The organism is Pseudovibrio sp. POLY-S9, from assembly GCF_001431305.1.
Taxonomy (GTDB): domain Bacteria; phylum Pseudomonadota; class Alphaproteobacteria; order Rhizobiales; family Stappiaceae; genus Pseudovibrio.
Window position 1 is genome coordinate 4,418 of sequence record NZ_LCWX01000122.1, and the last position, 12,643, is coordinate 17,060.

Here is a 12,643-nt window from a genome sequence, read left to right on the forward strand (position 1 = left end):
CGGACGCTCGGACAAGTAGCCGATTGAGTTGAAGGTGGTGGCGACATGGACGCTGTCTGGTGGCAGTAACTGATCATACATCGATCCGCCAACGGCTGCTGATGAGACCTGCTGTGAGCCGAATGTCGATTGTCCGTCAGGCCTTAAACCAAGAAATAACTTAGAATAATCATTTGTCGGCAAATCAGAATGGATCGTCAGAAACGGGCGGTCTGTCTGCTGCATTGTCTTGCCGATGAGGTGACGCATGACAGAAATAGAATTGCGCCCCTCAGAACACCCGAAGTCTGCAAAGGTAACTGGTCCTGAGCTTTTTTCTAAGGGCAGACTTGAGAGAGTGTCTTCTAACCAGGGCAGGACGGCTGCGATTTGCTCCCACTGTGGGGCGGAGTTGGCATCATAAAAGCCGCCGCCAGCCATGCCGGTCATGCCTGTTGGGCGACGTTGAGTATCTGCTGTCTCTTGATCAATATCTGTCATAAATTTCTCCTGAAAACCGCTGGAATTGCGCCGGATCTATGATGTGGTTTTTAACTGGCATATGCCTAGAGCATGTCGCGTTCATAAGCTGATGTATTCACCGAGGGTGAGCGAGAGTACGTTTCCTTTATGTCAGCGGAACGCATGTGAGCCGCGAACAGCGGCAGGCCGGTGAGGGCGAGACCTCCGACCAGATTGCCGATCACAACCGGGATCTCGTTCCAGATCAGATAATCGAGAATGGAAAAGTCTCCACCCAGTATCAGCGCCGTTGGAAACAGGTACATGTTGACCACCGAATGCTCGAAGGTCATTGCAAAGAACAGCATGATCGGCATCCACATTGCGATGACTTTTCCGCTAACCGAGGTGGACACCATTGCGCCAACCACACCAAGGGATACCATCCAGTTGCACAGCACACCGCGGATGAAGATGGTCATCATGCCACCCATGCCGTGTTCTTTGTAGCCTATCGTGCGGTTCTTACCGATGCTCGCGATGACCTCACCAACATGATTGACCGGCGCTGAGAAACCGTAGGTGAAAATTACGGAAGTTAGAAAAGCGACCAGCAGGGCACCTAAAAAGTTGCCGATGAAAGTGATCGTGATCGCCTTTGCCACCCCGCTAAGAGTGACGTGGGGCCGCCTGTCAATCCAGGCCAACGGAGCAAGAACGAATATGCCCGTAACAAGGTCGAACCCCATAAGATACAGCATGCAAAAACCAACGGGAAACAGGACAGCCCCCACGATGGGGAAGCCGGTTTGCACGCCGACGGTGATTGCAAAGACCGCAGCAATTGCCAGAATTGCGCCAGCCATGAAGGCCCGGATCATCAGAATTCTCGGGTTTATGAAGATTTTTTCCTCACCCACGTCAATGATCTTTTCGACAAAGATGCGCGGTTCGTTATAAGACATTCCAAATCTCCATGTTCTATAAACCAACTGCTCCCAAACATGGTGCCATCAGCACTCTTCCGCCTGCCAGATGTTTGGGTGACACGGACGTTGAGCGGACTTCATCCGCTTCGTGCCATGCTTTCTTCCGGGGTTTGAGATTCAACCACCTTTGGTGCTTTATGTCTGGTGACAATCAGTATGCCCACCACGATTAGGCTGAGATTGAACATGAAATAAGACCCGAAACCTTCATCGAAGAATATCCATGCCAGCAGTACAGTTGTGGGTGGACCTAAGAAAAAATAGCTCTGTGACCGTGAAACATCGCCGCTGCGTATGAGAATGTAAAAGAGAACCCAGCTTCCCAGAGATATGACAATGCCCAGCCAAAGTAATGATCCAAGCAGAGGGACGGACCAGTTGATGACCATTGGCTCGAAGGCAAGCATTAGTCCAAACACGGGGATGAGCGCACTTAAATGCTGGATCAGTGACCCTGTCATCAGGTTCATGTGCGCTATAAATCGCTTTTGGTAGAGCACACCTGCGACCATGCTGAAAAGACACAGGACTGTAAGCAACACCCCGCTATAGGTGTTATTATCTAAATTGGCTTTTTGATTAACGACGAGCAGGACACCTATTGTCCCGAGCAACAAGCCAAATATCAGTTTGAAGCTGAATCTTTCGCCCAGAAAAGCGATTGCCCCCACAGAGGCGAGTGCTGGATGCAGTGCCATAATCAGGCCGACTGTGCCTACATCCATCCCCCATTCATATGCGATCAACATACCTGTGAAGCAAAATCCGTGTATGAGAATTCCAGTCACGCAGACATGGAATACTTCTATCGGTTTATTGTGCCACTCAGCCTTGATTAAAAAAATGATGCTTAAGAAAAGCGGAACTGGAGCGGCTAATCGCAGGGTTTGAAACGTAAACGGATCTGTATATGCGATGCCGATTTTCGATGCCACATACCCCGAACTGTAAAGAATGACGAACAGTAGCGGTAAAACCTGATTAGCAATTACCGCCGGGTTCGGTCTTTGGCGTGGAGGCATATATTCGTTTCCAGTTCGCTTTCCGTGATTGAATAAGAGGTTAACCAGCTGTTATTTCATCACAATCTACCGCTGCAAGATATTCACGGAGGTAGCTTTTGAAATCAGGTGGAATTTCGGCAGTTGCAATTTTGCCGTGTTCGCCCGACGCTTTGGCGTGAATGACTGTCAGCTGGCCTCTGGAAACATCTTCTTCGCGGCCATCGCTCAGTTTTTTACAGATGAAAAAATTGAGCACCAGTGACTTTGTGCCAATCCGGCCAACATTTATGGCGATGAGTATCTCATCGCCAAAGGTCATTGGTCGCAGAAAATCGCAGTTCACTGAGAGGATCGGCCATTTTTGATCTTTGGCCGGATCACAGATACTCATTCCGCCTTGCTGGAAAAACCTCGTCTCCGCATATTCTACATATCGAAAGATATTTGAAAAATGCGCGATGCCTGCCATGTCCGTTTCGCAAAACTCTACATTTTTAGAAACAGAAAACAGCTTCGCATTTGATGACACTTCAATGTCTTTAAGCATTATGCAATCCAATCAAGCTGTTTCGCGGATGACGCGCTTTAGTTTTTTCCCTGTGACCCCTTCGTTAGACCCGGGAGAAACCTGTTTGATTTCAGTGATATCCGGAAGGTTATTCTGGTTGGAATATACGAATATTCTCTGCGCGATATCTGCGAAAGGCAGGCCTTCTTTGATTTCTGCTTCAACCTTTAAAGTTCCTTCAAGTTCGCCTTGGACCACTGTACAATCGAAGATCTCAGGAATATTTTTCAAAAAGGCCTCTTCGAGCTGGCAGCTATAGTAGGTTTTGCCGCCCAGCAGCATCGAATCGCTTGTTCTATCAACGTGGTAGTAAAGGTCATTCTCGCCTTTGTAGATTAGGTCTCCAGTAAGCCAGTAGCCGTCAAGAATGGCGTCTGCAGTCGCCTCTTGATTCTCCCAATACCCTGAAGTCACACTCGGTGATTTAACTCCAAGCCTGCCGACTACGTCATAATCGGTGATTTTTTTGTCCTGTTCATCAAAGAGCGCGACTTCGATCCAGGAAAATGGTTTACCCACACAGCGGTTGTAGTTGTTGGTCTTAAGCGTGTGGATGTTTCGAAAGATCCCAAAAGCGAATTCCGAAGAGCCCAAGTTATCAATAAACAGAGCACCATTTACGCGTTTTCCATCCTCATAACGATGACCGTATTGAAGCATTTTTCTGACATGAGGCTCATGACATGCATCCGCAGTACTCATCCATATATTGATGGAGGCGAGGCGGTCTGGATCAATGTCAATCCGACACAAATCAACATAAACACTAGGGAATGCGAACATTATTGACGGCTCAAAAGTCTCAATTGCCGCCGCTATCCCTTCAGGAGATTTATCTGAAGTGACAATCAGATGGTTCATACGCATTATGTTGCTCATCAGCATTGTGATGGCAGCCGCATGTGAGATCGGTGCAGCCGATAACATAGCATTGCCGAGCTTCTTACCAAGCTGCTTCTTGACCCCGTAAATTATCGACTTTTGACTAAAAGAAACCGCCTTGGGAAGACCCGTCGTACCGGAAGTATGACTAATGAGAACAGTATCATCATCCAAGTGATCATAGGTTTCACAGGGAAGCGAGAAAGGTTGTTTTTCCACCTCAATGATATCTGTTGTTGGACATTCGAAATTGGCGTTGTAGGTGAGGATCTCACCCAGCCTTTCCCCTTCAGAAACAAGCAACTCAGGCTTGATCTTTGATAGATACTTACTCGCAATTTCCGGCAAAACTCCGCCATTTAAAAATGCAGGGATAGCTCCGATCTTCGTTAAAGCGAGGTAGTGAAGATAATAGGAAATGCTATCATCTAAATATAATGCGACAATGGATTTCGCCCGTATACCCAAATGCCAGTAGCAAGATGCTATATGGTTTGCTTTCGCTACCAGGTCATTTAAGGAAAATGCCCAAGCTTGTCCCTCAATATCAATGTGAGTGACTGCTGTACGTTCATTATCTACTGCTAACTCGTGGACGCGAAAAAGAAAATTTCCAGCCCCTATCGTCGGGTCATTAGCTATTTCACTTATCAGAGAATCCTTGTCCTCAGCGCTGTCGTCGTTTGTATTTTCCGCCTTGCGCAACATGTGCCGTTTTAATTTGCCCGTTTCGGTTTTGGGCAAACTGTCAACAAAGATAATCGATCTTGGATATTTGTATGGTGATATAGTGTTCTTCACATGCTCTTGTAACGCCTCAACTAAGCTCGGTGCTTTGCTATTCTTATCGGCCAGTACGACATGCGCGCGGACGATACTTCCTCTATCTGGATCTGGTATACCTACAACTGCACATTCTCGAACGGATGGATGTGAAAGCAGTGCTTCTTCAACTTCAGCAGCAGCTATATTGTAGCCAGACGAAATAATCATATCGTCTGCTCTAGAAACGAAGTGTAGTTTTCCATCCCGATCTTTGCGGAAGAAGTCGCCGGTAATGTTCCAACCATCTTTGACATATTCGGCCTGTCGGTCATCATCCATATAGCGACAACCTGTTGGTCCACGGAAACCCAACCAGCCCGGCTTCCCAATCCCGACAGGTTTCATACCATCATCAAATACTTCAACCTCGTACCCCTCAATTGGCCAGAGGCCAGCAGAGCCTGACTGAAAGTCTTCCAGGCGGGTTGAGATGAATGTGTGTAGTGCCTCGGTTGACCCCATCGCATTTATGATTGGAACGCCTATACGATCTTGCCAGTGTTCTAACACTGGTTGCGGTAAGTTCTCACCAGCGGATACAGCGCAACGTAAAGTCTTGAGAAGTTTGCAGTTAACTTCTTCAGAAAGCATAACTTTGTATGCTGTTGGTGCGGAGAAGCAGACAGTTGCATCATACTGGCCGATAAATTCTGCCAGATTGAATGGTGACGTCTGCTCCAACAAAACGGCTGCTGCGCCAAAGCGTAACGGGAACACCGCCAAACCGCCCAAACCGAAAGTGAATGCCAACGGAGGTGTACCTATACAGACATCGCCTGGCACAATTTTTAGGACTTGCCTTGCAAATCCATCAGCAATTGCAAGGATATCGCGATGGCGATGCATGGTGATTTTAGGCTTCCCGGTCGTGCCGGATGTACTAGCTAGCAGTGCAATGTCGTTCTGAGAGGTTTTAGCTGCCTCATACTTAGTCGATTTGAAGATTGCCTTAGCATTTACAGTCGCTTTGTCGTCAATGATTGCCGAAAATTCCGCAATTTTAAGATCAGGGCGTGTGTTTCTATCCAACAGGCTTAGCTCTTCATCTAAACCTTTTTGGCAAAGAACCAAATCTACCTTAGCCCTATCGATCAAGATGCTCAGTTCGCCCGCACGCATGAGCGCAATGGTATTGAAAGCAACTGCACCAACCTTCAAGATTGCCAAAAAACACGCCACCATCATTGGGCAGTTTCTCGACCTAATCATGACCCGGTTCCCAGGCATGACGCCGAAATCTTCACTGAGAACTCTAGCAATCTGATTTGAAAGATCTCTAAGCTGCTGATACGTCAATGTACCATTTGAGCCGATTAAAGCCGGATGTTCGCCGAAACCCCGCTCCACTAAGGCATCAACTAGTTCAACTCCTACGTTTAACTTCTTTTGATATGGGTAAAGATCAATTTTAAATTCTGGCTGTAGTTCAGTTACTGGAAGATTATTGTTGACAAATTCGTCAATATGCCCGGTTTCAAGCAACATTTTCATCAGCCTCCTAAATAATAATATTTATAATATTACTCTTATGTAAAATATATATTTTAGATTTGATAAGATCAATTCAATACTATCGATATCGATATCGATATAATACTTGTTTTTTTACGATCAAATTTCAAGAACCAAATAAATGAAATGTTTTCATTTTTAAATTCTAATATTCTAATTTAGAAACTCTACGGTAATATGTGGATATAAACCCCGAGGGTGACTGATGAGCCATGCACGAAAAACGACCAATCTAGCGGAAATGAACACCTCAAGTCGGGCTCAACGAATTGTTGTAATTGGTGCAGAAGGACATGTTGGAACGACGATATGTGCTGCGTTACCGGACCATCACGATGTGATTAAAGTTGGACGTAACAGTGGTGAAGTAAATGCAGATATCTCAGAGAGATCCTCTATTGATGCCATGTACAAAGAGATCGGAAAAGTAGACGCTGTTGTTCTGGCTGCTGGTGCGGTTCATTTCTGCCCTCTCGAGCAATTTCCTGAAGATAAATTTTTATTTAACCTCACGCACAAGGCAATGGGCCAGATCAACTGCGTACTCGCAGGCCTAAACTATCTCAATGACGGCGGGTCGTTTACCCTATCAAGCGGTATTCTGGATAGAGACCCGATCCGAATGGCAAGCGGTGCAGCTGCTGCCAATGGTGCTATCGGCGGATTTGTGAAGAGTGCGGCGATTGAAATGCCACGTGACACTCGGATTAACGTTGTTAGCACGGGGCTCCAGGACATTTCCGTCGAACGATATGGAAGCGTTTTTCCTGGTCATACTCCAGTCTCATCGGAAAGGGTCGCAAATGCCTATCTTAAGTGCGTTGAGGGAGGCATTAACGGACAACTGGTGACCGTAGACTAAGGTGTTTGTAAGCAATGCTGCATGGGGGGGGCAAAGTTTGAAATTTAAACTCGTAAGCTATAATTTATGTCCTTTTGTGCAGCAGGTATTTATAGCCCTGTCGTTGAAAGGCCTCGATTTTGACATCGAATATATCGACCTGTCGAACCCTCCAACATGGTTCACAAAAGTTTCCCCGCTAAAAAAAGTGCCAGTTCTTTTCGCTGGTACAAATCAGGTGCTGTTTGAATCTATAGCAATAATCGAGTTTATTGAGGATTACGCTGAGCAAAAGACATATCCGTCGGACTTGTTTGAACGATCTCGTGACCGTGCGTGGATTCAGTTCATTAACCAGCTGATGTGGAGTCTGTATGATCTTTCCGTAATGGGGAGTGAGGAAGAATACGGTTCAACTGTAGGAACGCTTCATAAAAAGCTCGATGAACTGGAAGCTGCCTCGCACGGTGGGAAGTACCTTTTTGGCGATTCATTCTCGCTCGTAGAAGCCGCAGTAGCGCCATTACTTCTTCGCTTGAGTTATATTGACGAAATAGCCCCCGGTCTTCTTGACGAAGTACGTCATAGCAATATTTGCAGAGTCAACAACCAGTTAATGGCTGACGCAAACGTTCAACGCTCAGCTCACAGTGACCTAAAACAGGTTTATTACAAATTGCTCGGGAAGCGGCAGGCGTACTTGTCCACTTTCCTGCCTGAGAAATTCAAATCAGCTGAAAGCACGCCTTTAAGATATTGATCGGCACCAAATTACAATTTGCCAGGACAACACATTTTCATCTCAAAACCGCAGTTTTTTCTGAGTCATGCGAGCCATAGAAAATTGGAAAAAGTAATATGACGTCCACTAGAGTATTTGAAAAAACCAAAAGGTCTACAATTAAACGAGCCCCTGAATACGCAGATTACAGCGAGCAAGCAGTCTATGATATATTGGATAGCGGGTATATGTGTACGATTGCGTTTGTACTCGACGGCAAGCCCTTCTTAAATCCCACACTTTACTGGCGCAAAGGTAATTACGTCTATTGGCATGGTCTAGCTGGCAGCAAGATGTTGCTTGAACAGGCCAAAAAAATTGATGTTTGCTTCAATGTAAGTCACCTGGACGGGCTGCTTTTAGGACGCTCAGCTTTTCACCATTCTGTAAATTATCGCTCGGTCACGATCCATGGCAAATCAGAGCTGGTTGAAGACAGTAATGAGAAGATGGATGTCGCATTTGAATTCGTCGAAACATTATTTCCTGGTCGCCGCTCAGAGTTGCGTGAACATAAAGAAGAAGAAATCCAAAAGGTTAAGTTCATGCGTTTGCCAATTGAGGAAGTATCCGTAAAGCATCGCTACGACAACTCTGTCATGGATATTTTGAGAAGGCAGCAGAGCAACGCACTTAAGGAGTATGGTCCTGAAGGTGTAAACCCCCACTGTTGGACAGGAACAATTCCAATTCGCACAATACTTGAAACACCGATTCCAGATACCGCTACTGATCCAAACATTCATTCGCCTGATTATTTGTCCCAATCTAAATTCAAACGCGAGTTCTGAGGCAAGTTGAAGTCTAGATCACTACCAAGGAGGGAATGAGGTGAAAATAGTTGTTATTGGTGCAAGTGGAGATATTGGTCGAACGGTTTGTAAAGAGCTCAGCAAGAGACACGAAGTTATTAGAGTTTGCCGCAGTTCTGGTGACTATCAGACTGATATGACTGACATGACATCTCTTGAAAAGCTATTTAATGCGATTGGAGAAGTGGACGCTATCGTAGTGACAGCAGGCTCTGTTAAATTTGCAAAATTGCAGGAAATTTCTCAAGCTGAATTTATGTATGCACTCTCCGATAAAGTCATGGGCCAAGTGAACGTTGTTCTCGCAGGTATGAGTTATGTCAGAGATGGTGGATCCTTCACCCTAACAAACGGGCTATTGGATCAACATCCTGTTCCAAATGGAGTTGGCGCCGCGACAGCAAATGCTGCACTCTCTGGCTTTGCAACAGCTGCAGCTATTGAAATGCCTCGCAACATTAGACTGAATGTCGTGAGTCCAGGCCTCATGGACATTTCCTATGAGCGCTATGGAAAAACGCTCAAGGGACACGAACCAGTTTCTTCAAAAATTGTCGCCGCAGCTTATGCGAGAAGTGTTGAGGGATCAGCTTCCGGGCAACGTATTATAGGAGAATAAAATCAAGGAAAGAGATCTCTACTTGCTTCACATTCTTACTTGCAAACCCAATTCTAAAATGTCCTTTTGGAGGCCTTACAACGATGCGGTGTTTATTTGTCCAGATAAAATGCAAACCAGGATCGTGGCGTAGTATCGCAAATGAGATTGCCATCAAAGAACTACATTCCGAGATTTATTCGATCAACGGTGAATATGACATCATGACAAAAACATATTTGGAAGATTTCAACGAAGCACCAAACCTTGTTTCCAAAATGGTGAGCGATATCGAAGGTATTGAAAAGACTTCAACCATGTTTGCATTCGATCCATTCTGAGCGTTAGTTTTATCGCCAGTTGGCAGTTCAGATATAGAGATGATCAACACCGGAGAAATGGAATTGGGATTAAATTATTTTGAGATAAACGCAGATGCCGTAAGTTCACTCCTCTCCATCAAAAAGCAGGTCCCTGCAATTGAGGAAACCCTGAAAACCTTGGTGGAGTTGCGTGTTTCACAAATCAATGGCTGCGCATACTGTGTAGATTTGCATTCAAACGAAGCTAGAAAAGCTCATGTTCATCAACAGAAACTGGATTGCTTACCGGTGTGGAAGGAAAGCAACCTTTTCTCACAAAGAGAGTGCGCTGCCCTCAGTTGGGCAGAAAGCGTCACGAGGATCTCTGAGGAACGTGAATCTGAGGGCAATTTGAACCTTCTATTGGAGACCTTCACGGAAAAAGAAGCCGTAGATTTGACATTCATCGTATGCGCAATGAATGGTTTGAACCGTCTTGCTATAAGTTTTGGCGACAAACCCAAAAATTTAATTTCTAAGTAGATTTCTCATAGGAGCATGATCGCGCTGCCGGTGTCTCGTAAATCAAATGTCAGTTTGCCCAACGTATTGAACTCGGGCGCTATGTCTCCTTAGAACGCAGGATATGAGATGGGCATTCTACTCAAGATATGCAACGCCAACATTTGCCATCACTTCTGAATTGCAAACTTGCGGGATCTGAGCATTGCCGCGATTACGTGTGTAAAGCATCCGGCTCTGTTGCAAACGTGTCTTAGAGCGCAATTTGTGTGACTTCAGGGCTATCTTATTAGATTTTATCGCTCTGAAGATGGTTTTCGAGCATGGTCATAGCTTCAGATAGAGCACTTGGGCCAATTCCGAAGGCCCGCTCAACGAGGCGGGCTTCACCCAGAACATCCTTCGAGAAGTTGAAGGCACCAGCCTGACCTTTGCGCAGTGCCCGCATTACTTCAAAGCCTTTGATCGTCGCATAGGCGGTCTTCATGGTTTTGAACCCGCGTACAGGTTTGATGAGCTGTTTCAGCTGCCGTGATCAGCTTCGATGATATTGTTCAGATACTCCACTTGGCGATGTTCAGTGTCCGCGGGGCATTTTCCTTCTGCTTTCAACTCGGATATAGCAAGGCCATATGTTGGGGTAATCCCCCCGTTATTTGATCAAGTTAAAAGTAGAGATATTGTTGCCTCATATTGAGGACTGATTTTATGAAGAAATCTCGTTTCAGCGACAGGCAGATCATTGCAATCTTGAAGCAGGGCGACAGCGGCATTCCGGTTGCTCAGCTGTGCCGGGAACACGGTTTGAGCGCGGTGAGTTACTATAAATGGTGCGCCAAATATGGCGGCCTTGATGCGCCAATGATCTCAACGATGAAGTCTACCGAAGAAGAGCCACGCAGTATCTGTGAAGCTGCGCAGCAAGTGGTCTCCAGAACAGGTTTCTGGCTGGCTCAAACGTAGCTTTCCAGGAGACGTAAACAAACAGGTGTCCCACGAGACGATATATCGAAGCCTTTACATACAGGCCCGCGGCGTATTGAAGAAAGAACTGCTGGACCATCTGCGTGCTAAACGCACGATACGCCGGTCCAGACACGCAAGCCTCAAACGAAATAGTCTAGGCCAAATTAAGGATGCCGTTTCGATCAGCAAAAGGCCCGCTTGCGTCGAAGACCGTGCAATACCGGGGCATTGGGAAGGTGATCTGATCGGAGGATCCAAGAATAGCTATATCGCCACTCTTGTTGAGCGGCAAACACGCTATGTCATGTTGATTAAGGTTGCCAACAAAGACACGAGCAGTGTTATCTCCGGGTTGATCAAACACACCCACAAATTACCGAAAGAGCTTTACAAATCATTGACTTGGGATCGAGGCAAGGAGATGGCAGATCATCTAAGCCTGACATTAGTAACGGATGTTGCTGTATACTTCTGCGACCCACATTCACCGTGGCAACGCGGATCAAACGAAAACACGAACCGCTTGCTGCGGCAGTATTTGCCCCGAGGTACTGACTTATCTGTACACAGGCAGCCTGAACTTGATGCAATCGCAAGACAACTCAACGAACGACCACGCAAGACCTTGCAATATCAAACTCCAGCTGAGAAGTTTTCACAGTGTGTTGCCGCGACCAGTTGAATCCACCTCACTCAGCAACCAGCTGACCAAAATCGACCTATGGTTGAAGTCACGCACTGGCCGGGTGCGTTTAGATTAAGGCCGAACGGCAGCAATTGGTCAAAAGCAACATACGATGTTCGCGAATATTCAAGCAATTACCTCCACATTCATGCCGTCAGTTCTTACCCCCCTCCTTTCAACCCCGCCTCAATCCTCTCCCCGACCGTTTCTGAGAGCACCCGTATCGGATGAGCATCATGGTTCACATAGCGGTTGGTGATGGTCACGTTGCGGTGGCGCAGAAGATGGCTAATGAGGAAAGCGTTGCTACCTGATTGCGCAGCAAACGTACCAACCGTATGGCGCAGATCATGAATGCGCACATCTGGGATGTCAGCATGATGGCGCACCCGCTGCCATGCGTTTTCCACCAGCTCTTTTGTAATATGCCGTGTGGGGTCATTGATGCGGGCGAGCACAAAGGGCGAACCATCCAAGCGCGGTATATCGGCGAGGATATCCAGCACATTCCCACTCACCGGATGAGGTTTGCGGCCATCCCCTTTCTTTGAAGGCAAGGCAATGGCCCCTTCATCAAAATCAACATGCTTCCATTCAAGAGAAGCGATCTCCATCAATCGCGCACCTGTGTAGAGCAGTAGCTTAAGGCAGTAGAGCGCCATCGGGTTCACGGGTGTACGCCGTTTCTCAATATCGTTGCGCAGATGCTTTGTGTGCTCCGGCTTGGCCTTGATGATCCACGGGAGCCCCTCTTTCTCAGCAAGCTCCAGCGACTTACCAAGTCGCTGCAACTCATCACCAGATAAGAACCGGTCGCGCTCATTCTCCCTATAACGCTTCACCAACCGCACCGGATTGCTGTGTTCAGGTCTCAGGCCCCAAACCTCAGCCAGATTGAACGCCTTGGAGATGATC

General features: G+C 46.6%; 11 protein-coding genes and 4 pseudogenes. 8 read left to right on the forward strand and 7 right to left on the reverse strand.

Going from position 1 to position 12,643, the window contains the following annotated elements; translation table 11 throughout:
* The 5 genes and pseudogenes from PPL9_RS09505 to PPL9_RS34770 form a co-directional block, all read right to left on the reverse strand.
* Nucleotides 1–480: pseudogene (locus PPL9_RS09505) on the reverse strand (class I SAM-dependent methyltransferase); the annotation flags it as partial.
* Nucleotides 481–545: 65 nt separating this feature from the next.
* On the reverse strand, nucleotides 546–1,406 hold the full coding sequence (locus tag PPL9_RS09510) for a formate/nitrite transporter family protein (RefSeq protein WP_057462480.1): 861 nt from the start codon (nucleotides 1,404–1,406) through the stop codon (nucleotides 546–548).
* A 101-nt stretch (nucleotides 1,407–1,507) separates the two neighbouring features.
* Nucleotides 1,508–2,452, reverse strand: coding sequence for a DMT family transporter (locus tag PPL9_RS09515; RefSeq protein WP_057462481.1), 945 nt, complete (start codon nucleotides 2,450–2,452; stop codon nucleotides 1,508–1,510).
* 40 nt (nucleotides 2,453–2,492) lie between these two features.
* Nucleotides 2,493–2,981 (reverse strand): thioesterase family protein, encoded by a 489-nt coding sequence (locus PPL9_RS09520; RefSeq protein ID WP_057462482.1) that lies wholly within the window; start codon nucleotides 2,979–2,981, stop codon nucleotides 2,493–2,495.
* Nucleotides 2,982–2,993: 12 nt separating this feature from the next.
* Nucleotides 2,994–6,194 (reverse strand): AMP-binding protein, encoded by a 3,201-nt coding sequence (locus tag PPL9_RS34770; protein ID WP_082596703.1) that lies wholly within the window; start codon nucleotides 6,192–6,194, stop codon nucleotides 2,994–2,996.
* 232 nt (nucleotides 6,195–6,426) lie between these two features.
* Between PPL9_RS34770 and PPL9_RS09530 the strand changes: the two genes are divergently transcribed.
* The 6 genes from PPL9_RS09530 to PPL9_RS09555 all read left to right on the forward strand — a co-directional run bounded on the left by PPL9_RS09530 (nucleotide 6,427) and on the right by PPL9_RS09555 (nucleotide 10,098).
* Nucleotides 6,427–7,083: a short chain dehydrogenase gene (locus PPL9_RS09530; protein ID WP_208989274.1), complete on the forward strand. Its 657-nt coding sequence runs from the start codon at nucleotides 6,427–6,429 to the stop codon at nucleotides 7,081–7,083.
* A 37-nt stretch (nucleotides 7,084–7,120) separates the two neighbouring features.
* A complete protein-coding gene (locus tag PPL9_RS09535; protein WP_063306418.1) occupies nucleotides 7,121–7,822 on the forward strand; it encodes a glutathione S-transferase family protein in 702 nt (233 codons plus the stop codon).
* Nucleotides 7,823–7,920: 98 nt separating this feature from the next.
* The gene (locus PPL9_RS09540) at nucleotides 7,921–8,634 is read left to right on the forward strand and encodes a pyridoxamine 5'-phosphate oxidase family protein (RefSeq protein WP_082596704.1); all 714 of its coding nucleotides are present in this window, start codon (nucleotides 7,921–7,923) and stop codon (nucleotides 8,632–8,634) included.
* A gap of 40 nt (nucleotides 8,635–8,674) precedes the next feature.
* Nucleotides 8,675–9,274, forward strand: a complete 600-nt coding sequence (locus PPL9_RS09545; protein ID WP_057462485.1) for a short chain dehydrogenase — start codon at nucleotides 8,675–8,677, stop codon at nucleotides 9,272–9,274.
* An 83-nt stretch (nucleotides 9,275–9,357) separates the two neighbouring features.
* On the forward strand, nucleotides 9,358–9,594 hold the full coding sequence (locus tag PPL9_RS09550; RefSeq protein WP_057462486.1) for an Lrp/AsnC ligand binding domain-containing protein: 237 nt from the start codon (nucleotides 9,358–9,360) through the stop codon (nucleotides 9,592–9,594).
* Nucleotides 9,595–9,633: 39 nt separating this feature from the next.
* The gene (locus PPL9_RS09555; protein ID WP_208989275.1) at nucleotides 9,634–10,098 is read left to right on the forward strand and encodes a carboxymuconolactone decarboxylase family protein; all 465 of its coding nucleotides are present in this window, start codon (nucleotides 9,634–9,636) and stop codon (nucleotides 10,096–10,098) included.
* Between the two features lie 268 nt (nucleotides 10,099–10,366).
* Here PPL9_RS09555 and PPL9_RS09560 read toward each other — a convergent pair.
* A pseudogene (locus PPL9_RS09560) lies at nucleotides 10,367–10,716 on the reverse strand (DDE-type integrase/transposase/recombinase); the annotation flags it as partial.
* 69 nt (nucleotides 10,717–10,785) lie between these two features.
* Here PPL9_RS09560 and PPL9_RS34170 point away from each other — a divergent pair.
* Nucleotides 10,786–10,932: pseudogene (locus tag PPL9_RS34170) on the forward strand (transposase); the annotation flags it as partial.
* A gap of 46 nt (nucleotides 10,933–10,978) precedes the next feature.
* Nucleotides 10,979–11,725, forward strand: a pseudogene (locus PPL9_RS09570) (IS30 family transposase); the annotation flags it as partial.
* Nucleotides 11,726–11,889: 164 nt separating this feature from the next.
* Here the strand turns inward: PPL9_RS09570 and PPL9_RS34175 are convergent.
* The coding region (locus PPL9_RS34175) for a site-specific integrase (protein ID WP_244273373.1) at nucleotides 11,890–12,643 on the reverse strand (754 nt) is incomplete at its 5' end.

Bases quoted from the DNA above. Each gene is read 5' to 3' on its own strand.
- PPL9_RS09530 (WP_208989274.1), top strand. From the start codon at position 6,427: ATGAGCCATGCACGAAAAACGACCAATCTAGCGGAAATGAACACCTCA.
- PPL9_RS09515 (WP_057462481.1), bottom strand. From the start codon at position 2,452: ATGCCTCCACGCCAAAGACCGAACCCGGCGGTAATTGCTAATCAGGTT.
- PPL9_RS34770 (WP_082596703.1), bottom strand. From the start codon at position 6,194: ATGTTGCTTGAAACCGGGCATATTGACGAATTTGTCAACAATAATCTT.
- PPL9_RS09550 (WP_057462486.1), top strand. From the start codon at position 9,358: ATGCGGTGTTTATTTGTCCAGATAAAATGCAAACCAGGATCGTGGCGT.
- PPL9_RS09510 (WP_057462480.1), bottom strand. From the start codon at position 1,406: ATGTCTTATAACGAACCGCGCATCTTTGTCGAAAAGATCATTGACGTG.
- PPL9_RS09555 (WP_208989275.1), top strand. From the start codon at position 9,634: ATGATCAACACCGGAGAAATGGAATTGGGATTAAATTATTTTGAGATA.
- PPL9_RS09520 (WP_057462482.1), bottom strand. From the start codon at position 2,981: ATGCTTAAAGACATTGAAGTGTCATCAAATGCGAAGCTGTTTTCTGTT.
- PPL9_RS09540 (WP_082596704.1), top strand. From the start codon at position 7,921: ATGACGTCCACTAGAGTATTTGAAAAAACCAAAAGGTCTACAATTAAA.